The organism is Oerskovia turbata, assembly GCF_000718325.1.
GTDB classification, from domain to species: Bacteria; Actinomycetota; Actinomycetes; order Actinomycetales; family Cellulomonadaceae; genus Oerskovia; species Oerskovia turbata.
The window spans coordinates 164,180-190,802 of sequence record NZ_JOFV01000003.1; the positions used below are offsets into that span (position 1 = coordinate 164,180).

General features: G+C 72.8%; 27 protein-coding genes. 15 read left to right on the plus strand and 12 right to left on the minus strand.

Going from position 1 to position 26,623, the window contains the following annotated elements:
• Positions 1-16: 16 nt before the first annotated feature.
• The 3 genes from IE95_RS0103890 to IE95_RS0103900 all read right to left on the minus strand — a co-directional run bounded on the left by IE95_RS0103890 (position 17) and on the right by IE95_RS0103900 (position 2,098).
• Positions 17-757 (minus strand): HAAS signaling domain-containing protein, encoded by a 741-nt coding sequence (locus IE95_RS0103890; protein WP_030150319.1) that lies wholly within the window; start codon positions 755-757, stop codon positions 17-19.
• The gene (locus IE95_RS0103895; RefSeq protein WP_030150320.1) at positions 754-1,095 is read right to left on the minus strand and encodes a PadR family transcriptional regulator; all 342 of its coding nucleotides are present in this window, start codon (positions 1,093-1,095) and stop codon (positions 754-756) included. Before IE95_RS0103895 ends, IE95_RS0103890 begins: the two co-directional genes overlap by 4 nt.
• A gap of 79 nt (positions 1,096-1,174) precedes the next feature.
• Positions 1,175-2,098 (minus strand): Ppx/GppA family phosphatase, encoded by a 924-nt coding sequence (locus IE95_RS0103900; RefSeq protein ID WP_030150321.1) that lies wholly within the window; start codon positions 2,096-2,098, stop codon positions 1,175-1,177.
• 135 nt (positions 2,099-2,233) lie between these two features.
• On the opposite strand from IE95_RS0103900, the gene IE95_RS0103905 reads away from it, so the two are divergent.
• From IE95_RS0103905 to IE95_RS19440, 5 genes are all read left to right on the plus strand, one after another.
• The gene (locus IE95_RS0103905; RefSeq protein ID WP_030150322.1) at positions 2,234-2,524 is read left to right on the plus strand and encodes a hypothetical protein; all 291 of its coding nucleotides are present in this window, start codon (positions 2,234-2,236) and stop codon (positions 2,522-2,524) included.
• 1 nt (position 2,525) lies between these two features.
• Positions 2,526-4,193 carry a hypothetical protein gene (locus tag IE95_RS0103910; protein WP_030150323.1) on the plus strand — a complete coding sequence of 556 codons (1,668 nt, stop codon included), beginning with the start codon at positions 2,526-2,528 and terminating at the stop codon, positions 4,191-4,193.
• Positions 4,193-4,678: a hypothetical protein gene (locus IE95_RS20325; protein WP_030150324.1), complete on the plus strand. Its 486-nt coding sequence runs from the start codon at positions 4,193-4,195 to the stop codon at positions 4,676-4,678. The genes IE95_RS0103910 and IE95_RS20325 overlap by 1 nt, the downstream gene beginning before the upstream one ends.
• Positions 4,675-5,139 (plus strand): hypothetical protein, encoded by a 465-nt coding sequence (locus IE95_RS0103920; RefSeq protein WP_030150325.1) that lies wholly within the window; start codon positions 4,675-4,677, stop codon positions 5,137-5,139. The genes IE95_RS20325 and IE95_RS0103920 overlap by 4 nt, the downstream gene beginning before the upstream one ends.
• 141 nt (positions 5,140-5,280) lie before the next feature.
• Positions 5,281-5,931 carry a hypothetical protein gene (locus IE95_RS19440; protein ID WP_051702692.1) on the plus strand — a complete coding sequence of 217 codons (651 nt, stop codon included), beginning with the start codon at positions 5,281-5,283 and terminating at the stop codon, positions 5,929-5,931.
• 48 nt (positions 5,932-5,979) lie between these two features.
• Here the strand turns inward: IE95_RS19440 and IE95_RS18650 are convergent, their stop codons facing one another.
• Genes IE95_RS18650 through IE95_RS0103945 form a run of 3 tightly spaced genes read right to left on the minus strand, consistent with a single transcriptional unit; the run spans position 5,980 to position 8,790 of the window.
• Complete coding sequence (locus IE95_RS18650) at positions 5,980-6,255, minus strand: hypothetical protein (RefSeq protein WP_036570831.1); 276 nt, start codon at positions 6,253-6,255, stop codon at positions 5,980-5,982.
• On the minus strand, positions 6,255-7,559 hold the full coding sequence (locus IE95_RS0103940; RefSeq protein WP_206053319.1) for a TFIIB-type zinc ribbon-containing protein: 1,305 nt from the start codon (positions 7,557-7,559) through the stop codon (positions 6,255-6,257). The genes IE95_RS18650 and IE95_RS0103940 overlap by 1 nt, the downstream gene beginning before the upstream one ends.
• A gap of 10 nt (positions 7,560-7,569) precedes the next feature.
• Positions 7,570-8,790, minus strand: a complete 1,221-nt coding sequence (locus tag IE95_RS0103945; protein ID WP_030150328.1) for an SHOCT domain-containing protein — start codon at positions 8,788-8,790, stop codon at positions 7,570-7,572.
• 280 nt (positions 8,791-9,070) lie between these two features.
• On the opposite strand from IE95_RS0103945, the gene IE95_RS0103950 reads away from it, so the two are divergent.
• Positions 9,071-9,499 (plus strand): NUDIX hydrolase, encoded by a 429-nt coding sequence (locus tag IE95_RS0103950; protein ID WP_164984134.1) that lies wholly within the window; start codon positions 9,071-9,073, stop codon positions 9,497-9,499.
• A 123-nt stretch (positions 9,500-9,622) separates the two neighbouring features.
• Here the strand turns inward: IE95_RS0103950 and IE95_RS0103955 are convergent, their stop codons facing one another.
• Complete coding sequence (locus IE95_RS0103955; RefSeq protein WP_030150330.1) at positions 9,623-11,185, minus strand: glutamyl-tRNA reductase; 1,563 nt, start codon at positions 11,183-11,185, stop codon at positions 9,623-9,625.
• A gap of 49 nt (positions 11,186-11,234) precedes the next feature.
• On the opposite strand from IE95_RS0103955, the gene hemE reads away from it, so the two are divergent.
• The 6 genes from hemE to hemL all read left to right on the plus strand — a co-directional run bounded on the left by hemE (position 11,235) and on the right by hemL (position 18,607).
• On the plus strand, positions 11,235-12,344 hold the full coding sequence (hemE, locus tag IE95_RS0103960) for a uroporphyrinogen decarboxylase (protein ID WP_030150331.1): 1,110 nt from the start codon (positions 11,235-11,237) through the stop codon (positions 12,342-12,344).
• A 105-nt stretch (positions 12,345-12,449) separates the two neighbouring features.
• Complete coding sequence (locus IE95_RS0103965) at positions 12,450-13,892, plus strand: protoporphyrinogen/coproporphyrinogen oxidase (RefSeq protein WP_240666324.1); 1,443 nt, start codon at positions 12,450-12,452, stop codon at positions 13,890-13,892.
• 158 nt (positions 13,893-14,050) lie between these two features.
• Positions 14,051-15,223, plus strand: coding sequence for a hydroxymethylbilane synthase (gene hemC, locus IE95_RS0103970; RefSeq protein ID WP_084689786.1), 1,173 nt, complete (start codon positions 14,051-14,053; stop codon positions 15,221-15,223).
• Entirely contained in the window at positions 15,223-16,248 is a 1,026-nt protein-coding gene (locus tag IE95_RS0103975) for a uroporphyrinogen-III synthase (RefSeq protein ID WP_051702693.1), read from the plus strand. Before hemC ends, IE95_RS0103975 begins: the two co-directional genes overlap by 1 nt.
• A 32-nt stretch (positions 16,249-16,280) precedes the next feature.
• Complete coding sequence (gene hemB / locus IE95_RS0103980; protein ID WP_051702733.1) at positions 16,281-17,231, plus strand: porphobilinogen synthase; 951 nt, start codon at positions 16,281-16,283, stop codon at positions 17,229-17,231.
• Positions 17,232-17,236: 5 nt separating this feature from the next.
• The gene (gene hemL / locus IE95_RS0103985) at positions 17,237-18,607 is read left to right on the plus strand and encodes a glutamate-1-semialdehyde 2,1-aminomutase (RefSeq protein WP_030150336.1); all 1,371 of its coding nucleotides are present in this window, start codon (positions 17,237-17,239) and stop codon (positions 18,605-18,607) included.
• 133 nt (positions 18,608-18,740) lie between these two features.
• Here the strand turns inward: hemL and IE95_RS0103990 are convergent, their stop codons facing one another.
• Positions 18,741-19,328: an HdeD family acid-resistance protein gene (locus IE95_RS0103990; protein ID WP_036570834.1), complete on the minus strand. Its 588-nt coding sequence runs from the start codon at positions 19,326-19,328 to the stop codon at positions 18,741-18,743.
• A 224-nt stretch (positions 19,329-19,552) separates the two neighbouring features.
• Between IE95_RS0103990 and IE95_RS0103995 the strand changes: the two genes are divergently transcribed.
• The 3 genes from IE95_RS0103995 (at position 19,553) to IE95_RS0104005 (ending at position 23,227) form a co-directional block, all read left to right on the plus strand.
• Positions 19,553-19,894: a metal-sensitive transcriptional regulator gene (locus tag IE95_RS0103995; protein WP_030150338.1), complete on the plus strand. Its 342-nt coding sequence runs from the start codon at positions 19,553-19,555 to the stop codon at positions 19,892-19,894.
• Positions 19,895-19,920: 26 nt separating this feature from the next.
• Positions 19,921-20,289, plus strand: coding sequence for a heavy-metal-associated domain-containing protein (locus IE95_RS20015; RefSeq protein ID WP_084689788.1), 369 nt, complete (start codon positions 19,921-19,923; stop codon positions 20,287-20,289).
• 256 nt (positions 20,290-20,545) lie between these two features.
• Positions 20,546-23,227, plus strand: a complete 2,682-nt coding sequence (locus tag IE95_RS0104005; protein ID WP_051702694.1) for a heavy metal translocating P-type ATPase — start codon at positions 20,546-20,548, stop codon at positions 23,225-23,227.
• 145 nt (positions 23,228-23,372) lie between these two features.
• Here the strand turns inward: IE95_RS0104005 and IE95_RS0104010 are convergent, their stop codons facing one another.
• The 4 genes from IE95_RS0104010 to IE95_RS0104025 all read right to left on the minus strand — a co-directional run bounded on the left by IE95_RS0104010 (position 23,373) and on the right by IE95_RS0104025 (position 26,589).
• Complete coding sequence (locus IE95_RS0104010; protein ID WP_051702695.1) at positions 23,373-23,675, minus strand: type II toxin-antitoxin system antitoxin; 303 nt, start codon at positions 23,673-23,675, stop codon at positions 23,373-23,375.
• Entirely contained in the window at positions 23,672-24,622 is a 951-nt protein-coding gene (locus IE95_RS0104015) for an SPFH domain-containing protein (protein ID WP_030150342.1), read from the minus strand. Before IE95_RS0104015 ends, IE95_RS0104010 begins: the two co-directional genes overlap by 4 nt.
• Positions 24,623-24,823: 201 nt before the next feature.
• Entirely contained in the window at positions 24,824-25,624 is an 801-nt protein-coding gene (locus tag IE95_RS0104020; RefSeq protein WP_051702696.1) for an ABC transporter permease, read from the minus strand.
• Entirely contained in the window at positions 25,621-26,589 is a 969-nt protein-coding gene (locus tag IE95_RS0104025) for an ABC transporter ATP-binding protein (RefSeq protein ID WP_084689819.1), read from the minus strand. Before IE95_RS0104025 ends, IE95_RS0104020 begins: the two co-directional genes overlap by 4 nt.
• Positions 26,590-26,623 lie beyond the last annotated feature (34 nt).

A 26,623-nucleotide genomic window follows, 5' to 3' on the forward strand; every position in this document is an offset into this window, starting at 1 on the left:
GCGAGGCGGGGCGGGCTCAGGCGCCCGCGGTCCGGCCCGCTGCCGACCGCGCGAGTCCCCGGCGCAGAAGGAGCGCCTGGACCACGAGGCCGCCCAGGATGACCGCCCCGAGCAGGACGGCCACGACGATCCCGCCGACGTTCGCGCCCGCGGCCTCGCACGTGGTCGTGAAGTCCCCGGTCGTCGGCGCGTGGAAACCGCCCTCACCCTCGGCCGCGAGCGCGCCCGAGGCCTCCACCGCGGACAGGGAGCTGACCGACGTGCAGGTCGTGGACGGCAGCAGCATCATGCCCGTGATCCCGAGCCAGGCGGCACCCGCGGCGAAGCCCGAGACGATCCCCCAGACCTTCTCGTTCGCGGTCCACAGCGGCGAGGATCCCAGCAGGACCGCGGCGGCCAGCCACAGGACGCCGGGGATGAGCAGCGGCGCACCGACGATGCCCGCGATCGCGAGCCCGAACACGACCGGGGCGACCCACGCGGCGGTGAGGGACGGGCGGGAGGTGGCTCCGCCGTCGGGCAGCGGGACCCCGGTGGTCCCGGACGCGACCCGCGCGACGTCCTCAGGAGCCCCCAGCGACGCCAGGATCGTCGCGACCTCCTGGTCGTTGGGCGCGTGCCCCAGCTCGGCCAGGCTCGCGTCGACGTGCTCACGCACACCGCCCAGGACGTCGGCACGCTCGGCCGGGTCGAGGTGCGTGAGCATCCGACCGAGGTCGTCGAGGTAGGTGGTGATCGCGTCGGTCGTGTCGTTCATCGGTGGCTCCCCAGGGTCGAGTCGACGGCATCGCGGAAGGGCGCCCACGTGCGGGCGAAGGTCTCGAGGGCCGCGCGTCCCTCAGGGGTCAGCGCGTAGTAGCGGCGGGGTGGTCCGGCGTCGGACTCCCGCCAGTGCGTCTCCACGAGCCCGCCCTTGCGCAGCCGCGCGAGGAGCGGGTAGAGCGTGCCCTCGCCGCTCAGGAGGACGCCGTCGCCGGACAGGCGGCGGGCGATGTCCAGCCCGTACCACTCGTCGTCGGCCAGGAGGGCGAGCACGCAGTACTCGATCGCCCCCCGCCGGAGATGGGTGAGGATCATGTCCTCGGTAGGTACCATGCGACACAAGGTAGCAGGGCCGCGTCGGGCCGGGAAGGGCTTCTCGGGTGGTGTCGTGCTCCGCGCGAGCCGGGCGGGGTCAGATCTGGTCGAGACGACGCAGGATCGCGCCCTCCCGCAAGGCCCACGGGCAGATCTCCACCTCAGCGACCTTGAGCGCCTTCATGGTCTCCTCCGCGACCACGCCACCGGCCACGATCTGATACGTCCTCTCGGCTGTGATGCCCGGCAGCTCCGTGCGGCCCGTCGCCGGGATGCGCGCGAGGCGCGGAACCCAGTCGGAGAGCTGCGAGCGCTCCATGCGCCACCGCTCCTCCGGCCCCACGACCGCGACCTTCATGCCCGCGAGCCGCGCGAGCGACCGGAAGGTCTTGGACGTCGCGACCACGTGGTCCGGGCGCGGCAGCCGCTTGACCTCGCTGAGCGCCCCCGCCAGCACCCCCCGCACGTGAGCCCGGAGCGCCGCGACCTGCCTGGCCGACGGCGGGTCGTCCGGCAGGAACTCGATCGTCATGCGTCCCGCACCGAGCGGCACCGAGACCGCGACGTCGGGCTCCTCGTCGAGACCCGACGCGATCTCGAGCGAACCACCACCGATGTCGAGCACCATGAGCCGCCCCGACGCCCACCCGTGCCAACGGCGCGCGGCGAGGAACGTCAGCCGCGCCTCCTCAGGCCCCGAGAGGACCTCGATCGGCACGCCCACGCGCTCCTCGATCGCGGCCAGCACCTCGGCGCCGTTGCTCGCCTCGCGCAGGGCCGACGTCGCGAGCGCCAACGACTCCTCGACCTCGTACTCACGGGCCAGGGCCGCCGCCTTGTCAGCCGCATCCAGGAGGGCATCGACACCCTCCGCCGAGATCGAACCGTCGGGCTGCAGGTAGCGCATGAGACGGACCACCGACCTGCCCGACGCCGCCGGGTCCGGACGCGCACCCCGCTCGGCGTCCACGACGAGCATGTGGACCGTGTTGGAACCGATGTCGAGCACTCCCAGTCTCATCGCCCCACGGTAGCGGGCGTGAGCAGGGCGGGCCCGACGCCACGCACCGGCCGTCGCCCATGGGGAGGTCTCCCCATGGGCGACGACGCACTTCTCCGTTATCGTCCACCTGGAACCTGCACCGAGGAGAGACACGTGCCTGACCTGAAGCTCGACCTCGATGCGATGGCCGACGCCGCAACCGGCCTGCGCGCCCTGCGCACCGAGTTCCTCGCTGCCGAGGAGTTCAACCGCGGGCTCGCCGACGCCGCCGGCCACCGACGCCTCGGCAGCACGATCGACGACTTCGCGAGCGCGTGGAACATCCGGCGCGAGAGGCTCAGCGAGGAGATCCAGGCCGTCGCGGACGCGACGCAAGCCGTCTGCGACACGTTCCGCGAGCTCGACGAAGCCACGGCCGCACAGCTCCGGAACGTGGAGCTCTGACATGGTGCACGCCTCCGCGGTCCCCTACCTCGAACCTCTCAGCGGCGAGCCCGACCAGCTCGAGCAGGCCGGTACCCACTACCTCTCGGTCGCGGACCAGATCAGGGAGGTCAGCCGCGGTCTCGCGGACCTCTCGAACCGCACCGAGTCCTTCGGCAGGGCGGCCGACGCCCTGCACGAACGGACGCTGGACGTGTCCGGCGCCGTCGAGGACGTGATCCCCCGCTACGAGACCACCGCGAACGCGATCAAGGTGTACGCCGTCGCGCTCGCGGACGCCCAGGCCGAGGCGCGGACCGCGCTCACCGTGGTCGACGACGAGCGCAACCAGCTCTGGTCCCTGTACACCCGGCAGGACCAGGCCGAGCAAGACGTCTACCTGGCGGCCGCGTCCGGGGCGTCGGACACCTCCATGGACGACGCGCACCACGAGCTGCGCCGGGCGGGCGCGCTCGTGCGGGACCACGAGGAGGCGCTCGACGTCGCGCTACGCCGGTTCCGGGACGCCGAGGACGCGAAGGACGCGGCTGCCCTGCGGGCGGCAGACGCGATCCGACCGGTGCTGGACCAGCTCGACGACAGCTTCGGGGACAAGGTCGGAGCGTTCTTCGCCCCCGTCGGGGACTTCCTCGCGATGGTCGACCAGTGGCTCGCGGACGTCCTGGAGCAGGTGCTCCAATGGCTCTCCGACGTCGTGGTCATCGTCCTGGCGATCGCGCTCGTCGCCTTCTCGTTCGTGGTGTACTCGATCCCCGCGCTCCTGGGGTGGGTCACCTGGGACCAGGTCCTCGACGCCGGGATCGGCGCCACGATGATCCTGCTCAAGGGGCTCGCGCCGATCCTCGTGCCGGCGCTGTGGGCCGAGGTCGCCAGCGAGACGCCCGAGATGCGGTTCACGGGCGTCACGGTCGAGTCCCCCTCGGGGGACCCGTATACCCAGGCCTTCAAGGACGCCGAGGACGTGGACCTGCTCGGCGGAGCCGACAGCACGGCCGTCCGGATCGTCCGCGTCGGCACCGGCCCCGACGGATTGCCCGTCTGGCGCGTGATCCCGCCGAGCACGCAGGACTGGGAGCTCGGCAGCGACACCGGTGCCGCCAACGACCTGGGTTCCAACCTGACCCTCATGCTCGCCCCCGACCAGCAGGCCGCGTACGAACGAATGGTCCTGCAGGCCATGGAGAAGGCAGGCATCGGACCCCAGGACCACGTCATGATGGTGGGCTTCAGCCAGGGCGGGATCCTCGCGGGCAAGTTCGCCGCCGACCCGGACCTCCCGTACAACATCGAGGCGATCGTCGTTGCCGGCGCGCCGATCGACGCGATGGACATCCCGTCGGGCGTCTCGGTCGTCTCCTACCAGCACCGGGGCGACCCGGTCCACCGTCTGGACGGCGAGGCACCACCCTCGCCGCACGACCGCTGGGTCACCGTCGAGACGGACACGTGGGACGGTCCCTCCGCACCCTCGTCCAGTCCGTTCTTCGACGCAGGGCGCCACCACGCCGGGAAGTACTCCACCACGGCCGAGCACCTCTCCGACGGTTCGCTGCACGACGGCGGCTACGTCTCAGGCTCGACCCAGGACGCCTTCGAGAAGATTCGCGCGGACCAGTCGATCTTCTTCGGCGACAGCGAGACCTACTACACCTACGAAGGAAGCGAATAGTGCGCCCTCATCCTCGACGTCGCACCACGGCCGCCATACTGCTTGCCCCGCTCCTGCTCCTGACCGCGTGCTCGGGATCCTCGGAGAAGGACGCCCAGGACGTCCGCGAGGCGATCGTCGCCAACGCCCCCGGCGTCGAGGACGCCATGGTGCGCTACCGCACGGACGTCCTCGCGAACGACCTCGACATCCGGCTCTCCATGCCCACGACCAGCGCGGAGGACGACGCGGCACTCCTGGCAGCCATCGACGTCGCCCTCGACCAGGCCTGGAACACCTCCCCGTCCGCACCGTCGAACATCAACCTCGACGTCGTCGTCGCTCCGTTCACCGACGGGGACCGCATCGGAGACTCCCGGGCCGTCGCCATGGAAGACAGGGGAATCGACGAAGCCCTCGGCCTGGAGAACGGCACCAACCGGTCCTCGGTGGCCGTCCAGTCAGATGTCCTGGCGGAGCGCTACGGCCAGCGGTCCGACACATGAGTCTCGATCCGCGAGAGCTTCTCCGCCTGCTCGGTGGTGCCCGGCGTCATCGCACGGACCCCACGGACGACGCCGTCGCCGTCGCCGCCCGTGCCTCGAACCCCTACGTCGCCGCGTCGATCGGCCGGACCCGGGTCTCGCCCTTCACCACCGATCTCGACCTGCGCATCTATCTGCCCCGGCTCGCCGCAGAACAGCCCGGCACGATCGCGGAGGTCGTCGAGGCAGCTGCCATGGCTGCGTGGAGATCGTCATCGCGCCATGTCGACGCCATCAACCTCGACATCGTCCTCGATCAGCGGCGACCCGAGGACCGCCTGGGCGACGGCCGGGCCATGCGTGTCTCACCACTGGAACACGCGTTGGGCCCTGGCGTGCTCTTCTCATGGAGACGACTGACCTTTCCCGAGGCCGAGCTGGTACGGCGCTTCGGTGCCAGACCCCAGGAGAGGAGCCGATGACCAGCGTGCCTCTCCCGTTGCGCAGCGCGGCCGACGCCCCCGACCTGATCACCTTCGACGGGCAGCGGGTCGGCACATGACCGCCGACCACCGAAGCTTCCTCGGCCCGCGCGCCAGTACCCGAGACGAGGCAGACCCACCATGAGCACCACCCCGACGCCCCCGGCCGAGCGGCAGGAGCCCGCCCCGCCGGCTCCCCTCCCGCAGCTTCGCCTGCGACTGCCAGGGAACTGGTGGCAGGTCCCGTTGCACGACCGCGCCGAGGCACGCGCCTCGGTCCGTCGGCTCGTGGCGGCGCAGGTCGGCCCGGCCGACGACCGTGCGAACGTACGGATCGAGCTCGAACGCCGCGTCCTCGGTGCGCTCGACGACGCCATCGGTGGTGACGGCCAGGCGTTCCACGTGGCCCTGTCGATCGTCCCGGGCGTGCCGCTGCCGGTCACGGCGATGGTCTCGCTCCCCGCGCAGCAGCTCACTCCCGCGATCGGCACCAGTGCCTCCGCGACCATGGCGATCCTCGAACGTGGCCTCGCGGACCTCACCGACGGCGGCGCCGACTCCCTGCACCGCTTCACCGCGGGAGCCTCGGAGGTCGCCCGACGTACACGCCGGCACGTCGTCGCCGACCCGGACAGCGACGAGAACCTCCCGACCGTGGCGGTCGAGTACTGGATGACCGTCCCGGGGACCAAGCGGTTCGTCCTGGTGGCCTTCAGCGCACCGGCGGGCGAGCTCGAGGAGCCGTTGACCGGGCTCTTCGACCAGATCGTCCGCGTCAGCTCGTGGGACTGATGCACGTATCGCGCGATCGCGGGCGGGCTCGCGTCCCTGGTCCGACGGCTACGACCGGTGGTTCGCGCCGGACATCGAGCTGTTCGTCCGACCGATGTACCGCCGCACATGAGTGTCCGCGCCACGGACGTCGCGCACGTCCGACCGGGTCTCCCTCCGGTGGTCGTGCCGCTCGCCGGCGTTGCGGTATCGCCGCCACGTCAACCAGTAGAAGAGCGGGCCGGCGAGGAGGAGCGCGCCCACGACGACGAGCTTCACGAACCCCTCCTCGCCGGACGAGGACTCCGCGACGACCGTGAGCGCATCCAGCGCGAGCGCGTGCATCAGAACCCGATCATGACGAAGAGGGCTGCCACGGCCGCCACGGCCTCGACGACGACGGACACCGCGAACAACCGGCGACGGTTGACCGGGACGGACCCCATGGTCTCCCCCGTCCTGCCGTTGACGGCGACGTAGTGCAGGAGCGAGCTCCCGTTCTTGCGGACCTCGTGGTACGAGTACAGCCACACCGGCAGGTAGGCGGCGACCCATCGCTCGCCCACGACGTCGAGCCGCTGCTGGTCCCAACGGACACCGCGGTCGTAGGCGTCGATCATGTCCAACGCCCGGTACCGGGCGATCTCCTTGGCCTGCACCAGCGCCGGACCACGCACGTCGTCGACGTCCGTGTCGCGGCGCTCGGCGGTGAAGCCCGAGAGGTAGTTCGAGTCGTAGCGCACCGCGTTCTCGACGTCGAACGGCAGGATCGCGTTGATGACGTTGTTCGTCCTCGCACCCGCGGTGTGGTCCCGCCGATCTGCGGACGACTCGATCGTCAGGTCGTCGACGTGCAGGTCGAACTCGCGCACCACGTCGTAGAGGTCGAAGTCGTAGCGCCGCTCGTCGCGCTCCTCGCCGTCGGCGCCCTTGACCTTGACCGTGTACGACCGCACCAGGCGCTCACCCTGCCCGGCCAGGCGCGCCTCGGCGTTGAGGTCCGCGACGAGGTACGGCATGTAGACGCCGACGACGGTCTCCGGGCTGAACTCCGCACGGAACGTCTGGTGGGCGTAGAACTGCCGCTTGCCGACGAACTCACGGATGTGCGCGACGGCCACGTCCTTGGGCAGCCGGAACGGCAGCACGACGTCGGGCACCGCGCCGTTCGGGACCTGCTGGTTGACCGAGAGCACGTTGCGGCACCAGTGGCATCGCGCCTGGGTGCCGTGCGCGGTGTCGACGACGACGTCCGCCCCGCACGCCGAGCACCGGAACGTGAGGACCTCGTCGGTCGACGGGACGATGTCAGCCGTGCCCGACCCACCCACGACACCGCGCAGGGCACCGATGTCGCCGTCGAGACCGAGATCGACGAGCGTGTCGGCATCCGCCCACTCGTACCGGCAGAACCCGCAGCGCAGGTTCCCCGTCGCGACGTTGAGCGAGATCTCGGTCGCCCCGCACCGCGCGCACCTGACCAGGCCGTCCTTCGCCCCGTCGTCGGTGCGGACGACGGTCGGACCGTCCGGAGTCGGTCCGTCGGTCGCAGGCGCATCGGTCGCAGGCGCATCGGTCGCAGGCGCGCCGGTCGAGACCGGTGAGGGTGGCTGCGGTGGCGCGACGGGCTCGGGCTGGTGAACGGTCATCGTCGGTCCCTCAGAACCCGAGGACCTTGGCCTTGGCGGCGTCGTAGTCCGCCTGGGTGATGAGGCCCTGGTCGAGCAGCGACTTGAACTGGGTGAGCTTCGCCACGGGGTCGTCGGCCGCCGGTGCGGGTGCGGGCGGCGCGGCGGGTGCGGGCGTCTGCTGGACCGGGACCTGCTGGACGGGTACCACGGGCTGCTGCAGCCCGGCCATGGCCCCACCTGCGGCGTTCATCCCCATGCCGAGGATCGCCATGTTCGCCCCGCCTCCCGCACCGCCCGGGTTCTCCCCCGCGGCCTGGATGCCGCGTGCGGCGGCCTGCTGGAGGAACGAGTTGCCCCGGGCACCGGCGAGCGCGTCGGCCTTCTTGACGTCGCTGAGCAGCGCACGCGTGTCCTCGTCGTACTCGATCGCCGCGAGCGCGACCTTGACAATCGACAGTCCGCGGTAGGACGTCCACTGGTAGCCCTCCTCGACGGCACCCGCCAGGGACTGCGCGAAGCCGACCGAGTCGCTCTGGATCCGGGTGATCCGGTTCCCCTTGTCGGGGTCGTTGGTGTAGCTCGAGAAGGCTGCTGCGAGCGAGCCGACGACCTCGGTGAAGAGCTGGCTCGCGGCGTCGTTGTCGAGGTCGGTGAAGTCGAAGACCTTCGCGCTCGCACCGAGGTACGTGAGCGGCACGAACTGCTTGACGAAGAGGATCGGGTCGACGATGCGCAGGGAGTAGGTGCCGCGCGTGATCGCCCCGACCTGGGCGCCGAGGTAGGCGTCGTCCCAGTAGATCTCCGACTGCGTGCCGAACCGGTTGTTCGGCAGCTCCTTGAGGTTCACGTAGAAGCCGAGCTGCTGCGACCCGGGCTGCCCGCCGAACTTGAACCGCTCCCACGACGTCGTGATCAGGGGACTCAGGATGCCGTTGCCGGCGAAGATCGACTGGGAGTTCTGGTCGTCGGACGTGTAGACGTACCCGCCCGGCTCGGCCACGAATCCCGTGAGGGCACCGTCCTGGAAGGTCAGGAGACCGTAGCCCTCGGGGACGACGAAGCGGCTCCCGTTGGTGATGATGTTCGCGGAGCCCTTGGTGTTGGCCCCACGCCCGGCGTTCTGCCCCTGCGCGACGGCCGGGAAGAGCGCGGCGGTCGGCGCGAGGTTCGTCGGCGGCGTCAGGAAGTCCTTCCACTGGTCCGCGAGCGTGCCTCCGAGGGCACCAGCAAAGGCCTTGATGAATCCCATCGAGCTCTCCGTCCGATCGGGCGGACGGCGCCGCGCGTGACCTGTGTTCGTCGCGTCGGGCCGTGTGGGTCCGTCCGCGATCGGCACAGTATCGACTTTCGTTCCGGAACGGAACTATCGGCGAGTTTCCGGCGCATCGCCTCTCACGGACCGGACGTCGAGGGTGACGACCCCACCCGCCGACGGTGACGGCCCCACCCGCCGAGGGTGACCGACCCGCCCGCCGACGGTGACCGACCCGCCCGCCGACGGTGACGCACCGGATGACAGGATGTTCCCCGTGACCTCCCCCACCCCCCTCGCAGAACCTCTGAAGACCGTCGGCTGGATCCACGTCGTGGACGGGCGGCTGCTCGTCGTCCGCAGCCGGGACAACGACCTGTTCTTCATGCCGGGCGGCAAGCTCGATCCCGGCGAGAGCGACGAGCAGGCACTGGTCCGGGAGATCGAGGAGGAGCTCGGCGTGCTGCTCGACCCGGCCACCGTGACGTCCGGGTTCGTCGCCGAGGCGCCCGGTCATGGCCTGGGCGGGCGGCTCGTGCAGATGCACTGCCTCTACGCCGAGCCGCTCCCCGGCTCCCCCGAGCCGACACCCCGTGCCGAGGTCGGCGAGCTCACCTGGCTCGGTGCGCAGGACGCGCACCGGGTGCCGCCCGCGGGCCGGATCGTGCTCGAGCGTCTGGCGGCGAGCGGCGAGCTCGCGGCCTGACCCTGCGGAACATCCGAGCGGGTCGGCGGCGAACATGCGGTTGCCGCTCGCCGAGCATGCGGTCAGCGTCCGGATCCGGCCCGATCGCGACGTCAACCGCATGTTCGGCACCGAGGGGTCGGCTCAGCGGCCGGCGCACACCTCGTCGCGGTCCGGCACGTCGGCGCTCAGGATCGCCGCCTCGGCGTCGGCCACCACTGCCGAGGCCTCCTCGCGGGCCGCAGCCAGCGCCGACGCCCGTGCCGCGACGATCGCGTCGTGCAGCTCGGCGTGCACGCGTCGCCGGACGGAACGTGCGAGCGCCTCGGTGTCGGCGTCGTCGACCTGGCCGCCCGCGGCCCGGCGCTCGGCCACGCGTTCGGCGACCTCGGCCGCGATGCGCCGGTCGGCGTCGTCGAGCAGCGCGACGACCGCGGTGTCGGCCGCGCGCCCCAGGCGGGTCTCCTCGAAGTCCTGCGTCGCACGGTCCACGATCGTCCGCGCCTGCCCGACGACGAGCGACCCCAGGGCGGGTGAGTGCGCCTTGAGGGAGGCCAGGTCGTAGAGCAGGACGCCGTCGAGGTCCGCGACCCGCGGGTCCACGTCGCGGTGGAGGGCGAGGTCGAGGACGACCATGGGCCGGTGCGGCGCCTCGTCGCCGACGGCCTCCGCGGCGCGGGACCGGGCGCGGACGACTGCGGCGGCGTCGAGCACGTGCCCCAGGGCGTCACCGCCGCCCACGAAGAAGCCACCATCGACCGGGGCGTCGTCACCCTCGACGACCAGCACGTCACCCTCGGCCGGGTTGCCGTCACCCTCGGCGAGCAGCACGTCACCCTCGGCGACCAGCACGTCGCCCTCGGCACCCCGCCCGGTCACCCTCGGCGCACCGGCACCAGCACCAGCACCAGCACCGGCACCGGCACCCGCAGCCAGCGCCCGTCCCCGCGCACCGCTGCACGACACGACGAGGTCGGCGTCCTCGAGGGCCTCCACGAGGTCGGTCACGGCCTCGACGCCGCGGTCGGCCGCGAACTGCTCGGCGCGCCCCGACCCCGAGTACACGCGCACGTCGTCGCAGCCGCGGGCCCGCAGCGCGGCGAGCGACGCCCCGGCGTACGACCCGGTGCCGATGAGCACGGCGCGGACCTGGCGCCAGGGCGGCAGCTCGGCGCTCGCGAGGTCGAGCCCGAGGGACACGACCGACCGGCCGTTGCCCCCGAGGGTCGTCTCGTTGCTGATCTTCTTGGAGGTGCGCGACGCGGTCTGGAAGAGGAGCTCGAGCGTGGAGGACGTCACGCCGCCCTCCCGGGCTTCTTCGAGGGCGCGTTTGACCTGCCCGGCGATCTCTCGCTCTCCCACGACCATCGAGTCGAGGCCGGCGGCGACCTCGAAGAGGTGGGCGGCGACGTCGGGCCCTGTGCGGGTCGAGAACGCGCGGACGGCGACGTCCTCCGTGACGCCCGACGCGGCGGCGACGAGTCGCGCGACCTCGCGCGACGCGTGCTGCACACCCCAGCCGTCGACGGGCGACTCGACGTCCAGGTACACCTCGAACCGGTTGCACGTCGCCACGACGACGGCACCGGTGATCGCTTCGCAGGTCGCGACGGCTGCCCGTCCGACCGACCCGGCTCCGGTGGACAGGAGCTCGAGGGTGGACATGTCCAGCTCGTGGTGACTTGCAGTCATCGACAGGAGAACCACAGTGCTCCGATTCAATCATCGCGTCGGGCGCAAGGCAGAATCGGTTCTTGTGACGTTCACCGCGCTTTCCGACAACCACCCTCTCGTCGACGGTCGGACGACGAATTCCTCGCTCGTGCGCGCATTGCGCGGCGAGCGCCCCGAGACCACTCCTGTGTGGTTCATGCGACAGGCCGGGAGGTCGTTGCCCGAGTACCGCGAGCTGCGCCGGGGCGTCGGCATGCTGGACTCGTGCCTGCGCCCGGACATGGCGAGCGAGATCACGCTCCAGCCGGTGCGCCGGCACGGTGTGGACGCGGGGATCTTCTTCTCGGACATCGTGATCCCGCTCAGGCTCGCGGGGGTCGAGGTCGACATCGTCCCGGGTGTGGGCCCGGTCATGGGCCAGGCGTACCGGACGCCCGCCGACGTCGCGCGCCTCGTCGAGCACGAGCTGACCCCGGAGTCGCTCGCCCCGGTGACGGAGGCGGTCTCGCTCACGGTCGCGGCGCTCGGGTCGACGCCTCTCATCGGTTTCGCGGGGGCGCCGTTCACGCTCGCGGCGTACCTGGTGGAGGGGCGGCCGTCGCGCGACCACCTCGCGGCGCGCACGCTCATGCACGCGGACCCGGAGTCGTGGGCGCGCCTGACGGCGTGGACGGCGCAGATCACGGGCGCGTTCCTGCGGGCGCAGGTGCTGGCGGGGGCCAGCGCGGCGCAGCTGTTCGACTCGTGGGCCGGGAGCCTGTCCCTGGAGGACTACCTCGCAGGTGCGAAGCCGGGCAGCACGGTGGCGTTGTCACAGGTCAGCGACCTGGGTGTGCCTGCGATCCACTTCGGGACGGGCACGGGGCACCTGCTGGGTGCGATGCGGGACGCCCTCACGGAGGCCGGCGTGACGCACCCGACCGTGGGTGTCGACTACCGCACGCCCCTCGACGAGGCCGCCGCGGCGCTCGGCGGGTACGTGCCGGTCCAGGGCAACATCGACCCGGCGCTGCTCGCGGCACCGTGGCCGGTGCTCGAGGCGCACGTGCGCGACGTCCTGCGTCGTGGGGGCGCGGCGCCGGGGCACGTGGTGAACCTCGGCCACGGGGTGCCGCCCGAGACGGACCCGACGGTCCTGACCCGGGTGGTCGAGCTGGTCCATTCCGTCCGGAACGTGTCAGAACCTGCGTGACCTCTGGGTCTCGCACGGTCTGACACACCCTCTCAGCGGGGGCACACTTGACGTGTGCACCCCGTTGCTGAACCCTCTGGCACCTCATCTCCCACGTTCGACGCCGTGGTCGTCGGCGCCGGCATCGCCGGTCTGACCGCCGCACGCACGTTGCGCCGTCGCGGTCTGCGGGTCCTGGTCCTGGAGGCGGCCGACCGCCCGGGCGGGCCCGTGCACGGCGACAAGCTGGGCTCGACGGGTCTGTCCGTCGACGTGGGTGCGGAGTCGTTCGCGGCGCGTGGCTCGGCCGTGGGTGACCTGGTGACCGACCTGGGCCTGACGGTCGTCGAGCCCGCACCGCTCGGCGCGTGGGGCTACGCCGCGAGCCGCGCGTTCCCGCTGCCGAGGGCCGGGATCATGGGCATCCCGGCGCACCCGTTCGCGGCTGACGTGCGCCGCGCGGTCGGTTGGCCCGGTGCGCTGCGCGCGGGCATGGACCGGGTCAAGCCGCGCCGCTGGGTCGACGAGGAGAACCTCGAGACGTTCGCGCGCTCGCGTCTGGGGCGACGTGTCGCGGAGCGCCTCGTGGCGCCGGTGGCTGCGGGGGTGCACTCGGCGCCGCTCGAGCGGCTCGACGTCGACGCGGTCGCCCCGGGCCTGCGCGAGGCCTATGCCCGGGAGGGTTCGCTGACGCGTGCGGTCGCGGCGATGCGCGCCCTGGCGCCGGCGGGCTCGGCGGTGCGCGGCATCGAGGGCGGCATGCACCGCCTGGTCGAGGAGCTCACGCTCGCCGTGACGAGCGAGGGGCCCGACGGCGTCGCACCGGCCGGGAGCGCCGGCCCCGCGGGGGTGCTGCTCACGCGCCACGAGGTGGTGGACCTGGGCAGGGCCGCGGACGGGGGCTGGACGGTCCAGGTCGAGACCTCGGGGGGCCCGGCGACGTTCCGGGCGCCGCGCCTGCTCGTGACGACCCCTGCGGTCGTGGACCTGGTGTCGCCGCTCGCGGGCCGCACGGCCGACCCGGTCCCGGACCCCGAGCCGGGGGCCGACATCCGGCTCGTGACGTTGCTGCTCGAGGCTCCTGCGCTCGACGCGGCCCCGCGCGGGAGCGGTCTGCTGGTCGCCCCGAAGCCGCGCACGTGGTCGACGCGCGACGAGAACCACCGGGCGGGCGCGCACGACCCGGTCCAGGCCAAGGCACTGACCCACTCGACCGCGAAGTGGCCGTGGTTGGCCGCCCGGGTGACGGACGCCGTCGGGCCGGGGAACCATGTGGTGCGCCTGAGCTACGGGCGCATCGGGGAGTCGGTCGAGCCGAGCATCGACCAGGTGGTCCGTGACGCGTCGGTGCTGCTGGGTGTGGACCTGGAGGGGAGGGTGCGCGAGCACCTGTCGACGCGGTGGAACGGGTCGCTCCCGCCGCCCACGCCTGTGTACCGGCGTGAGGTCGCGGCGTTCGTGGAGCGGGTGTCGCACGTCGAGGGCCTGGGGGTCACGGGTGGGTGGATCGCGGGGACGGGCCTCGCGGCGATCGTGGGGCACGCGCAGGTTTCTGCCGAGCAGCTCTGATTTCTCGCGTCGGCGACATTTCCTGACGTGCTGACAATTCGTCTCTTTGTCATGACTTCATGTCAGGTCGATGTCACTCGTGGACGTTTCCCGGGAATCCGCACCGGACGGGTCGGCACGCATTTCGACATCACCGCCCGGCAGAGGACACTGGAAGCGTGAGCATTCGTGTCGGAACCCGTGGCAGCGCCCTCGCGACGACCCAGACGGGTCTCGTCGCCCGGCGCATCGAGACCCTGACCGGTCAGCCGGTCGAGATCGTGCGCGTCCGCACCGAGGGCGACGTCCGCACCGGCTCGCTCGCCCAGATGGGCGGCACGGGGGTGTTCGTGACCGCGCTGCGCGAGGCGCTGCTCGACGGCCGCTGCGACGTCGCCGTCCACTCCCTCAAGGATCTCCCGACCGGCGCGGCCGAGGGCCTGACCCTCGTGACGCCCGAGCGGGAGAACCCGCGCGACGCCCTGTGCGCCCGCAACGGCTGGACCCTGGAGACCCTGCCGCGCGGGGCCAAGGTCGGCACGGGTTCGCCGCGCCGCGCGGCCCAGCTCCTCGCGGTGCGCCCCGACCTCGACGTGCTCGACATCCGCGGCAACGTCGACACGCGCCTCGCACGGGCGCTCGGCCCCGACGCCGACCTCGACGCGGTCGTCCTCGCCTACGCCGGGCTCTCGCGCCTCGGCCGCCTCGACGCGGTGTCCGAGGTCATCGACGTGCGCATCATGGCCCCGGCCCCCGGGCAAGGCGCGCTGGGCGTCGAGGTCCGCACGGCAGACCTCTCGCCGCTGTCCTCGTTCGACCTCCTGCCCGACGGCGCCACGCACCGCCCGCTCGACCTCGCCGACGTCGTCGCGGGCCTCGACCACGTCCCGACCCGCCTCGCGGTCCTCGCCGAACGCGCCCTCCTCGCACGCCTCGAAGCCGGCTGCGCGGCGCCCGTCGGCACGCACGCCGTGGTCGAGGACGACGAGATCCGGCTCTCGGCGGTCGTCGCCCGGCTCGACGGCGGGCAGGTCCTCACGCACTCGGCGCGGGTCGCGCTGCCGTCGCCCGCGGGCACGCTGGACCCGTCGGGCGTCGCACGCTCGTCCGCCGAGAGGCACGACGCCACCGACGCGCTCGCCCGCGGCCTCGGGGTCCAGGTCGCCGACGCGCTGCTGGCCGCAGGCGCCGCCGACCTCGCGCCGCTGCGCGCGACCGGCCCCGGAGGTGACTCGCTCCCCCCGTCCGAGGCACCTGCCCTCTGGGCCCCGGGCACCGCGCCCGGCGACGGCACGGGCGACGAGCCCCCTGTCGGCGGCACCGACGCCCCTGTGGGCCCGGAGCAGCGCTGATGCCCGGACGCCTGCGCGACCCGCAGCGCGGCCGCGACCTGCCACCGCTGCACCCGGCCACTGCTGCCGGGGACACCCCCTCCGAGTCCCCCGGCCGACCGGGCGCGGCGAGCGACGCCGTCGGGCAGGACGGTGCCGGGCGGCTGGCCGGGACCACCGTCCTCCTCCCGCGGTCGCCCGAGCGTGCTGCTGCCCTCGCGGCGCGGCTGCGCACCCACGGTGCGACCGTGCTCGTGAGCCCCGCGATCGAGCGCGCCCCCATCGAGGACACGTCGGCGATGGACGCCGCCGTGGCGGACCTCGCGGCGTTCGCGTGGGTCGTCGTCACGAGCGTCAACGCGATCGACGAGCTGACCGCGAGCGCCGCACGCCGCGGTGTCTCGCTCGCCGACCTGTCAGAACGAGCGAGGGCTGGAGTGCGCGCTGGTTCTGACACGAAGTGGGCGGCGGTCGGGCCCGCGACGCGACGAGCCCTGGAGTCCGCGGGTGTCCGGGTCGATCTGGAGGCGGCCGTGAACTCGGCGGTCGGGCTGCTCGCGGCGTTCGACGCTTTTCCTGCCCCCGACCCGTCGCGGCGCGGCGTGCTCGTGCCGCAGGGCGACCTCGCGAAGCCCACCATGGCCGACGGCCTGCGCGCCCGCGGCTGGGACCCGCACGTCGTGACCGCGTACCGGACCGTCTCGCACACGCTCTCCCCGGAGGTCGTGGACGCGTGGCGCACGGGCGAGGTCGACGTGGTCGTGCTCACCTCGGGCAGCGTCGCACGCGAGGTCGCGACCCAGCTCGGCGCGGACCCGCGCGTCGCGGGCGTCGCGATCGGCGAGCCGACGGCGGAGGCCGCGCACGCCGTCGGGCTGCGGATCGACGAGGTGGCCACCCAGGCGACCGACGACTCCCTGGCCGACGCGGTGCTGCACGTCGCCGCCCGCCCCGCCACCCCCACGAACCTGTCAGAACCAGCGAGCACCCCAGGTCACGCTCGTTCTGACAACACCACCACGACAGAAGGCAGGAACCACCCGTGATCCGTCCCCGCCGCCTGCGCTCGACCCCGCAGATGCGCCGGCTCGTCGCCGAGACCCGGCTGCACGCCGCCGACCTGGTCCTTCCCCTGTTCGTCAAGGAGGGCCTGACCGAGCCCAAGCCGCTCGGGTCCATGCCGGGCATCGTGCAGCACACCGAGGAGAGCCTCGCCGGCGCCGTCGCGCAGGCCGCCGCCGCCGGGCTGGGCGGCGTCATGCTGTTCGGCATCCCCGCGCACCGCGACGCGACCGGTTCCCAGGCCGACGCACCCGACGGCATCCTCAACCGCGCGATCCGCATCGCGCGCGACGCCGCCCGGGACGCCGCCGCCGGCACGGGCCGCCCCGCCCCCGTCGTCATGGCCGACCTGTGCCTCGACGAGTTCACCGACCACGGGCACTGCGGGGTGCTGACCCCTACGGGTGACGTCGACAACGACGCGACCCTCGTCCGCTACGCCTCGATGGCCCTCACCCAGGCCGAGGCGGGCGCGGAGGTCGTGGCGCCGTCGGGCATGATGGACGGCCAGGTCGCCGTGATCCGCGAGGCCCTCGACGACGCCGGGCACACGGGCGTGAGCATCCTGGCGTACAGCGCCAAGTACGCGAGCGCGTTCTACGGGCCGTTCCGCGAGGCCGTCGACTCGACGCTCCAGGGCGACCGCCGCACCTACCAGATGGACTCCGCGAACTTCCGCGAGGGCCTGCGCGAGGCCGACCTCGACCTTGCCGAGGGCGCCGACATGGTCATGGTCAAGCCCGCGGGCTCGTACCTCGACGTGCTCGCGGCCGTGGCCGAGCGCAGCGACGTCCCCGTGGTCGCCTACCAGGTGTCGGGCGAGTACGCGATGATCGAGGCGGCCGCCGCGAACGGCTGGATCGACCGGCGCGGCGCCGTCCTGGAGTCCGTGCTCGGCATCAGGCGCGCGGGCGCCGACATCGTCCTGACCTACTGGGCCCTCGAGATCGCAGATTGGATTCGGTGACACCGATGACCATCCACCCGACCGGTTCGCCGCTGCGCGCGACCACCCTCCACGACAACCACGAGGCGTTCGTGCGCGCCCAGGGCGCGATCCCGGGCGGCGTGAACTCACCCGTGCGGGCGTACGGCTCGGTCGGCGGCGACCCGCGGTTCATCGCGAGCGCGCGCGGCGCCTACGTCACGGACGTGACGGGCCGCGAGTACGTCGACCTGGTGTGCTCGTGGGGTCCCGCGCTCCTGGGGCACGCGCACCCCGCGGTCGTCGCCGCGGTCCAGGACGCCGCGGCACGCGGCCTGTCGTTCGGCGCCCCGACGCTGGGCGAGGTCGACCTCGCGGAGGAGGTCCGCCGTCGGGTCCCTGCGGCCGAGCGCGTGCGCCTCGTCTCGACCGGCACCGAGGCGACCATGACGGCGGTGCGCCTGGCGCGCGGCGTCACGGGACGCAACCTGCTCGTCAAGTTCGCGGGCTGCTACCACGGGCACGTCGACGCGCTGCTCGCCGAGGCGGGCTCGGGCGTCGCAACGCTCGCCCTGCCCGGCTCGGCCGGGGTCACCGAGGCGAGCGCGGCCGAGACCCTGGTCCTGCCGTACAACGACCTCGAGGCCGTCGAGCGCGCGTTCACCGAGCGCGGCTCGGAGATCGCTGCGGTCATCACCGAGGCGGCGCCCGCGAACATGGGCATCGTGCCGCCGGGTCCGGGCTTCAACGAGGGCCTGCGCCGCATCACGGCCGAGCACGGAGCGCTGCTCATCCTCGACGAGGTCCTCACCGGCTTCCGTGTGGGGCCGAGCGGCTGGTGGGGCCTGGAGTCGGGTGCAGCGGCGGGCGCCGTCCCGGAGTACACGCCCGACCTGTTCACGTTCGGCAAGGTCGTCGGCGGCGGCATGCCTGTCGCGGCCCTGGGCGGCCCGGCCGCGATCATGGACCAGCTCGCGCCGCTCGGCCCGGTCTACCAGGCGGGCACCCTGTCCGGGAACCCGGTCGCAGTCGCGGCGGGCCTCGCGACGCTGCGCCTGGCCGACGACGCCGTGTACGCCCGGGTCGACCACGTCGCCCAGGTCGTGGGCGACGCCGCGAGCGCGGCGCTGGCCGCAGAAGGTGTCCCGCACGCCCTGCAGCGCTCGGGGAACCTGTTCTCGATCATGTTCGGCGACTTCGCCGCCGCGGCCGGGGTCCGCACGTACGCGCAGGCCCAGGCGCAGGACGTGTTCCGCTACCGGGCGTTCTTCCACGCGATGCTCGACGCGGGGGTCAACCTGCCGCCGTCGGTGTTCGAGGCGTGGTTCGTGTCGTCCGCGCACGACGACGTCGCGGTCGAGCGCATCCTCGCAGCCCTGCCCGCAGGGGCGCGGGCCGCGGCGCGGGCTCAACGCTAGCCCCCGCACGGGGCGAGGGGTGCCCGGCGGGGTGAGCTGCGCCGTCGGGCACCTTCCTCCGTGCCCGACGGCGCCGCTCACCTCACGCCCGACCGTGCCGTGATCGACGGCTCGGCAGGCGGCTCGGGGCCGGTCAGTAGGAGATCTGCCCGAGCTTCTTGCCGAGGCTACGGATCTGGAAGCCGAACGCGATGAGCGCGACGCCCCAGACGAGGGCGACGATCGCGAGGATCCACACGATCGACACGACGCCCGCGCTCACGTTGAACAGGACCAGGGCACCGAAGACGAGCGACAGCAGACCCGCGAAGACGCCCCAGCCCCAGCCGCTGCCGGGGACCTTGCGGAGCTCGATGCTCGCGATCGTCTGGAAGATGCCCAGGACCACGGCCCACAGACCGATGATCCACACGAGGACCTCGGCGGTCTTGCCGGGCCACACGAGGAGCACGATGCCGACGGCGACGCTCACGAGACCGACCGTGACGAGGGCCGCGGTGCCGCCCGTGCCTCGGCGGCGGATGCCCTCGACGATCTCGAACAGGCCGTCGACGAGCGTGAAGATCGCGACGATCCAGATGAAGACGACGGCCGTGATCTCGGGCCACACGAGCGCGACGACGCCGAAGAGGATCGCGACGACACCGCGGACGACTGGCCAGTACCAGACCTGCTTGGCGGTGGTGGAGAAGGCGGTGAGGATCGGGTCCTGCGTGGTCATGGTGGGCTCCTGACGTCGTGTCGTGTCCCGCCAGGAACGCTGGAGCACCGTCCGTGCGGGCTGTTCGGTTCTCATCGAACACCCGAAACGGCTGCATGTCGTGGCGAACCGCGCATTCGTCGCGGAGGGACCGTGGCCCCTTGACAAGACGATACCCCGCCGGGGTACCTTGGAGGGTTGGTACCCAGTAGGGGTATCCGAGCGAGTGATCACGGAGGCCCAGCATGAGCGACACGACCACCCAGCGCCCGGTCGAGCCGGGCGCTGCCCCCGCCCACACCGGCCCCCACGGGTACGCCTCCGACAAGGAGGCCTACCTCAAGCGCATGCGCCGCATCGAGGGCCAGGTCCGTGGCATCGCCCGCATGATCGACGAGGACGTCTACTGCATCGACATCCTCACCCAGGTCTCCGCGGTGACCAAGGCCCTCCAGGCGGTGTCCATCGGACTCGTCGAGGACCACCTCGGCCACTGCGTCGTCGACGCCGCCCGGTCCTCCGAGGCCGAGGGCGCCGCCAAGGTCCGCGAGGCGTCCGACGCCATCGCCCGTCTCGTCCGCAGCTGACACCCCACCCCTCCCCAAGGAGCACCATGAGCACCGTCACCACCCTCGGCGTCACCGGCATGACCTGCGGCAACTGCGTCTCGCACGTCACCAAGGACGTGAGCGCCGTCCCCGGAGTCGAGAACATCAGCGTCGACCTGAACGTCGGCGGCGCCTCCGAGGTCACCGTCTTCTCTGACGACCCGCTCGACGAGGCCGCGCTGCGCGAGGCCGTCGACGAGGCCGGCTACGAGGTCGTGAGCTACGACGTCCAGCTCGACGCCCAGGCCGCGCAGTCGGCCGAGCAGGCCGCCGACCGCAAGGCGCACAACTGCGGCTGCGGCTGCGGCACGGACTCGGCCGCGGACGCCGCGCCGGCACAGAAGACGTACGACCTCCAGGTCCCGCAGGCCTGACCAGTCCCGGTCGGGGTTGTCAGAACCAGCGAGGCCTCGGCCCCACGCTCGCTCTGACAACCCCACCCCGCCCCACCCCCGCAGGCCGCTTGCCGACACCTCAGCCGCGCCCCTCACGCCGCTGACCCAGGCCGCCCGCGCCGCCGCCCCGCACCTCGGGGCGCGCCCACCGTCCCCGCCCGCGACGCACGGGCCGCGACGGAGCACCCCCGCCTGGCGGGAACCGCCGGACGCACCACACTGTCGAGGAGCACCGATGACCACCCCCACCGGCCTGACCGCCGGCCCGACCTTCGTCGAGGTCGACCTCGCGATCGAGGGCATGACGTGCGCGTCGTGCGTCGCACGCGTCGAGAAGAGGCTCAACCGCGTCGACGGCGTCGAAGCCACCGTCAACCTGCCGCTCGAGAGCGCGCACGTCGTGCTGCCCGAGGGAGTCACCGACGCCGAGCTCGTCGCGGCCGTCGAGAAGGCCGGCTACCAGGCACGCGTCACGGGACGTCGCGCGGCGAGCCTCGCCGTCTCGGCGAGGGTGGCGGCCCCTGGAGCCGCCGTCGTGTCAGAACCAGCGAGCACCCCGGATCACGCTGGTTCTGACAGGCCCGCCGAGCCGGTCCCGGCCCCGGCGCCCGCTCCGTCTCCGGCCTCGGCGACCCTCGCGTCGACCGACACCTCGGCACCCACGCGCGACCGCGGCGCCGACCTCGGGCGCCGCCTCAAGGTCGCCGCGGTCCTCACGCTGCCCGTCGTGCTGCTGTCGATGATCCCGGCCCTGCAGTTCCCCGGCTGGCAGTGGGTCGTCACGGCCCTCGCCCTGCCGGTCGTGACCTGGGGCGCGTGGCCGTTCCACACCGCGGCCTTCCGCGCAGCCCGCCACGGCGCCTCGACCATGGACACGCTCGTGTCGATCGGCGTATTCGCCGCGACCCTGTGGTCCCTGTGGGCGCTGCTGCTGGGCGGCGCAGGCGAGATCGGCATGCGCATGTCGGTGTCGCTGCTGCCCTCGCGCGCCCACGGCTCGATGCCCGAGCTCTACTTCGAGGTCGCAGCCGTCGTCACGACGTTCCTCCTCGCGGGCCGCTGGTCCGAGCACCGCTCGCGCCGCAAGGCCGGCGACGCACTGCGCTCGCTCCTCGCGATGGGCGCCAAGGACGCCGAGCGCGTCACGACCGGCCCCGACGGGCAGCGCGTGACCGAGCGCGTCCCCGTCGCGGCCCTGCGTGAGGGCGACCTGTTCACGGTCCGCCCCGGCGAGAAGGTCGCGACCGACGGCGTCGTGGTCGAGGGGAGCTCGGCCGTCGACACCTCGCTCCTGACCGGCGAGCCCGTCCCCGTCGACGTGACGCCGGGCGCCGACGTCACGGGCGCGACCGTCAACACCTCGGGCCACCTGCTCGTGCGTGCGACACGCGTGGGCGAGGAGACGACGCTCGCGCAGATCGGGCGCCTCGTGAGCCAGGCACAGACGGGCAAGGCCCCCGTGCAGCGCCTCGCGGACCGCATCTCGGCGGTGTTCGTGCCGATCGTCCTGGTCCTGGCCGTGCTCACCCTGGGCGGCTGGCTGCTCGCGGGAGCCAGCACGCAGTTCGCGTTCACGGCTGCCGTGGCCGTGCTGATCATCGCGTGCCCGTGCGCCCTGGGGCTCGCGACGCCGACCGCGCTGCTCGTCGGCACGGGCCGCGGCGCCCAGCTCGGCATCCTCATCAAGGGCCCCGAGGTCCTGGAGTCCACGCGCCGCGTCGAGGTGATCGTGCTCGACAAGACCGGCACCGTCACGCAGGGCCGCATGGCCCTCGAGCGCGTGGTCACGCGCGAGGGCACGCTCGACCTGTCGTCGGACGCGGCGCGGGCTGCCGCCGGCTCGTCGAGCGAGACGCCCGACGGCGCCGCTCACCACGCCCTGCGTCTCGCCGGCGCCGTGGAGGGCTTGAGCGAGCACCCGATCGCGCAGGCGATCGCAGCCGCTGCGACGCGGATCTCGGTGCCGACCGGCGCCCGCCTGTCAGAACCAGCGGGTACTGGAGGTCACGCTGGTTCTGACAACTCAGACGCGGCGGGCGTCGAGACCGGCGCCGACGGCGTCGTGATCGGCTCGGCGCAGGTCTTCGACTTCGTGAGCTCCCCCGGCGGCGGCGTGAGCGGCCTGGTCCGCACCGCGCACTCGGGCCTGTCCCCTGACGGTGGGCTCAACGCGCAGCGGGTCCTGGTCGGTCGGCCGACGTGGCTCGCCGAGCAGGGCGTCGCGTTCGACGTGTCAGAACCAGCGGGGACCATGGGTCACGCTCGTTCTGACACCACTGAGGGTGAGCTGCGCCGCGTGTTCGACGAGGCCGAGGCCACGGGCGCGACCGCCGTCGTCGTCGCCTGGAACGGCACCGCTCAGGGCGTCCTCGTCCTGCGCGACCCCGTCAAGGAGACCTCGGCCCAGGCCGTGGCCGAGCTCCGCGACCTGGGGCTGCGTCCCCTCCTCCTCACGGGGGACAACGCGGGCGCGGCCCGCGTCGCGGCCAGCCAGGTCGGGATCGCGGACGAGGACGTGATCGCGCAGGTCCTGCCGCAGGACAAGGTCGACGTCGTCGCCCGCCTGCGCGCGCAGGGCCGCGTCGTGGCGATGGTCGGGGACGGCGTGAACGACGCCGCCGCGCTCGCCGGGGCCGACCTCGGCCTGGCCATGGGTACCGGCACCGACGTCGCGATCGAGGCGAGCGACATCACGCTCGTGCGCGGCGACCTGCGCTCGACCGCGACCGCGATCCGGCTCTCACGGCAGACGCTGCGCATCATCAAGCAGAACCTGTTCTGGGCCTTCGCCTACAACGTGGCCGCGATCCCGCTCGCCGCCGCCGGGCTGCTCAACCCGATGATCGCGGGCGCGGCGATGGCCATGAGCTCGGTGCTCGTCGTGGGCAACTCGCTCCGCCTGCGCCGAGCGGGCTGAACAGGGCTGAACAGGGCTGGACCCGGCTACCCCGGGCTACCCCACCGCGGTGCCGAGCATGCGGTTGTCGCTCGGATTCGGCCGGATCTCGACGACAACCGCATGGTCGGCCGACGACAACCGCATGCTCGGCAGCGAGCGCAGGTCACTGGGCGGGCGGGCGGCCCGGGCGGCGCGGCGGGCGCACGTCTCGTGGGAGCCGGCCCTCCGCGTCGAGGGCCCGGCGCAGCACCATGTCGATCTGGGCGTTGACGCTCCGCAGCTCGTCCGACGCCCAGCGCGCGAGTGCGTCGTGCACCGCCGGGTCGAGCCGCAGCAGGACCTGCTTCCGCTCGGTCCGGGGACGTCGAGGCGCACCCTCTCGCCCGACTGACGCTCCGCCGTCGGGCCCCTGAGCGTCCTCCCCCGGCGACCCGCCGGGGGCGGGCGCCGGGACCTCGGCGGTCACGAGTAGAGCGACCCGGCGTTCACGACGGGGGTCGCGCGGCTGTCGCTGCACAGGACGACGAGGAGGTTCGAGACCATGGCGGCGCGGCGCTCGTCGTCGAGCGTGACGATCGACTCCGCCTCGAGGCGCGCCAGGGCGTCCTCGACCATCGACACGGCACCCTCGACGATCCTCGACCGGGCCGCGATGATCGCCCCGGCCTGCTGGCGCTGCAGCATGGCCTGCGCGATCTCGGGGGCGTACGCGAGGTTGGAGATGCGGGCCTCGATGACCTCGACGCCCGCCACCACGACGCGTGCGGCGACCTCGGCGGCGATCTCGGCCGACACGACCTCCGTCGCGCCGCGCAGCGACTGCTCGCCGGCCTCGGCGTCGTCGTACGGGTGGGACATCGCGACGTGGCGCAGCGCCGACTCGGCCTGGACGCGGACGAAGTCCGTGTAGTCCTCGACGGCGAAGCTCGCCTTCGCGGTGTCCGCCACCTGCCACACGACGATCGCCGCGATGTTGATCGGGTTGCCGTCGGCGTCGTTGACCTTGAGCTCGCTCGTCTCGAAGTTGCGGACGCGGACGGACACGCGCTTGCGCGTCGAGAGCGGCACGGTGGCGACGAGCCCGGTGCGGCGGATCGTCCCGAGGTACCGGCCGAAGAACTGGACGACGAGCGTCTGGCCCGGGTTGATGACCTTGACGGTCGTGAGCGCGAGGAGGCCGAGCACGATCGCGACCACGCCGAGCAGGGTGGCGCCCGGGGTGCCGGCCATGAACAGGGGGATCGACCCGCCGAGAAGGACGAGGACGAGGAGGATCGCGAGGCCGCCTCCGCCGGCGCCGAGCGACCACGCGGGCTGCTCGGTGACGTCCACGCGGGTGCCGTCGTGCCCGACGGGGCGGCCGACCGGCTCGCCGCCCACGGACTCCTGCGGTGGGGTCGTCGTCTCGGTCATGGCTGCTCCCTCTCGTCGTCGCACGGGTGCCGGACGCCCCGCATCTATCAAAGTGATATCACATTAAACGCGGCGGGCGGAAGCGAGGTGCACAGCGCCGTCGGTGCCGAGCATGCGGCTACTGCTGCGCGAGCATGCGGTTGGCGTCGCGAATCACAGGATTCACGACGCCAACCGCATGCTCGGCACCGGGAGGGGGGCCTACTTGAAGCGGCGACCCTCGTCGCGGCGGTACGCCCACACCGCGAGGACCGCGAACACCACGGTCCAGCCCAGCAGCACGAGCCACGCGAGCGCGTACGCCGGCGCGCCCGTGAGCGCCTGGACCAGCAGGTCGCGACCGGCGCGCGTCGGGGTGGCCATCGAGATCGCGTCGAGCCACGGCGGGAACAGGAACGGCGGCACGAACAGCCCGCCCGCGAACGCCAGCGGGAACAGGATGACCTGCACCACGGGCAGCGCGGCCTTGGCCGACAGCGAGTAGCCGACCGCGATGCCCAGCAGCACGAACGGCACCGACACGAGCAGCACCGTCCCCACCCCCGCGAGGAGCTGCGTCCACGTCACGGAGGCCGCGGTCAGGAGCCACCCGATGAGGATGAGCGGCACGAGCCCGAACAGCGAGAAGATGCCGCCGTTGAGGATGCGCGCGATCATGCGCGGCGCGGGCCCGGCGGGCAGCGAGCGCAGGAACGGGTCGAACGGCAGCGCCCGGTCCTCCGCGACGCCCAGCCCGTACGTGAACAGGCTCGCGGAGCAGATCGCGAACAGCCCGAGCGACGCGACGGCCGTGGTCGCCGCGACGGGATTCCCTGCGACCGCCTCCTGCGGCACGACGAAGAAGAACATCGCGAGCGCGGGGAACAGCAGGTTCCCGAGGACCGCGATGGGCACGCGCACGGTCTCGAGGAACTGGTACTTGAGGTGGATCCAGGTGAGGGTGGCGGCACCGGGCGGGCGCCCGCTCGCACCGTGGGTCGTGGTGGCTGCGTGGGTGCTCATCGCGTGCTCCCCTCCTCGGAGGTCTGCTGGTCCTGGGTGCCCGACGGCGTCGCGCCCGTCGGGCTGGCAGTGTCACCGGGGTCGGTGGTCGCGTCACGCGAGACCATCTGCTCGAACGCCTCCTCGAGGCTCGCGCCGCGGATCTCGAGCCCGTGGAACGGCAGGCCCGACGTCACGAGGGTGCGGACGAGCTCGTCGGCGTCGGCCGTGAACAGCTCGTAGCGCCAGGTGCCGGACTTCCCCGTGCCCGCGTCGGCCGCACGCTCGGACCGCACGACGCCCGGCAGGTCGGTGCCCAGGTCCGCGGTGCTGCGCACGACCACGCGCCGCAGCCCGACGCGGCGCAGGATCGCGTCGAGCGTGTCGTCGGCCTTGACCACGCCCTGGTCGATCACGACGACACGCTGCGCGAGCGCCTGCACCTCTTCGAGGTAGTGGCTCGTGAGCAGCACGGTCCCGCCGTCCGCGTGGTACTCGCGGATCGCGGCCCACAGCGCCTGGCGTGCGCTCACGTCGAGGCCCGTGGTGGGCTCGTCGAGCAGCACGACGCGGGGGCGCCCGACGAGCGAGAGCGCGACCGCGAGGCGTCGCTTCTGCCCGCCGGACATGGCTCCGGTCTGGCGCCCGGCGAGGTCGGACAGCCCGAACTGCTCGAGCAGCTCGCCCGTGGGGACGGGGTTCGCGTAGTGCTTGCCGACGAAGTCGACGACCTCGCGCACCTTGAGGGTTGCGGGCAGGCCGGTCTCCTGCGGTGTGAGGCCCAGGCCTTGCCGGGAGGAGGCGTCGCGCGGGTCGCCGCCGGCGAGGCGGACGACGCCCGAGTCGGGCTTGCGCTGCCCGCTCACGAGCGAGAGCAGCGTCGACTTCCCGGCGCCGTTGGGGCCGAGGAGCCCGACGAGCTCGCCGGCCCCGACCTCGAGGGTCACGTCGTCGAGCGCGACGACGTGACCGAAGCGGCGGGTCACGTGCTGCACGGACACGAGGGACCCGTGCGTCGCG

Excerpts from the sequence above, each read along its gene's own strand:
- IE95_RS0103890 (WP_030150319.1), bottom strand. The coding sequence starts at position 757 with ATGAACGACACGACCGACGCGATCACCACCTACCTCGACGACCTCGGT.
- IE95_RS0103895 (WP_030150320.1), bottom strand. The coding sequence starts at position 1,095 with ATGGTACCTACCGAGGACATGATCCTCACCCATCTCCGGCGGGGGGCG.
- IE95_RS0103900 (WP_030150321.1), bottom strand. The coding sequence starts at position 2,098 with ATGAGACTGGGAGTGCTCGACATCGGTTCCAACACGGTCCACATGCTC.
- IE95_RS0103910 (WP_030150323.1), top strand. The coding sequence starts at position 2,526 with ATGGTGCACGCCTCCGCGGTCCCCTACCTCGAACCTCTCAGCGGCGAG.
- IE95_RS0103920 (WP_030150325.1), top strand. The coding sequence starts at position 4,675 with ATGAGTCTCGATCCGCGAGAGCTTCTCCGCCTGCTCGGTGGTGCCCGG.
- IE95_RS19440 (WP_051702692.1), top strand. The coding sequence starts at position 5,281 with ATGAGCACCACCCCGACGCCCCCGGCCGAGCGGCAGGAGCCCGCCCCG.
- IE95_RS18650 (WP_036570831.1), bottom strand. The coding sequence starts at position 6,255 with ATGCACGCGCTCGCGCTGGATGCGCTCACGGTCGTCGCGGAGTCCTCG.
- IE95_RS0103940 (WP_206053319.1), bottom strand. The coding sequence starts at position 7,559 with ATGACCGTTCACCAGCCCGAGCCCGTCGCGCCACCGCAGCCACCCTCA.
- IE95_RS0103945 (WP_030150328.1), bottom strand. The coding sequence starts at position 8,790 with ATGGGATTCATCAAGGCCTTTGCTGGTGCCCTCGGAGGCACGCTCGCG.
- IE95_RS0103975 (WP_051702693.1), top strand. The coding sequence starts at position 15,223 with ATGCCCGGACGCCTGCGCGACCCGCAGCGCGGCCGCGACCTGCCACCG.
- hemB (WP_051702733.1), top strand. The coding sequence starts at position 16,281 with ATGCGCCGGCTCGTCGCCGAGACCCGGCTGCACGCCGCCGACCTGGTC.
- hemL (WP_030150336.1), top strand. The coding sequence starts at position 17,237 with ATGACCATCCACCCGACCGGTTCGCCGCTGCGCGCGACCACCCTCCAC.
- IE95_RS0103990 (WP_036570834.1), bottom strand. The coding sequence starts at position 19,328 with ATGACCACGCAGGACCCGATCCTCACCGCCTTCTCCACCACCGCCAAG.
- IE95_RS0103995 (WP_030150338.1), top strand. The coding sequence starts at position 19,553 with ATGAGCGACACGACCACCCAGCGCCCGGTCGAGCCGGGCGCTGCCCCC.
- IE95_RS20015 (WP_084689788.1), top strand. The coding sequence starts at position 19,921 with ATGAGCACCGTCACCACCCTCGGCGTCACCGGCATGACCTGCGGCAAC.
- IE95_RS0104005 (WP_051702694.1), top strand. The coding sequence starts at position 20,546 with ATGACCACCCCCACCGGCCTGACCGCCGGCCCGACCTTCGTCGAGGTC.
- IE95_RS0104015 (WP_030150342.1), bottom strand. The coding sequence starts at position 24,622 with ATGACCGAGACGACGACCCCACCGCAGGAGTCCGTGGGCGGCGAGCCG.
- IE95_RS0104020 (WP_051702696.1), bottom strand. The coding sequence starts at position 25,624 with ATGAGCACCCACGCAGCCACCACGACCCACGGTGCGAGCGGGCGCCCG.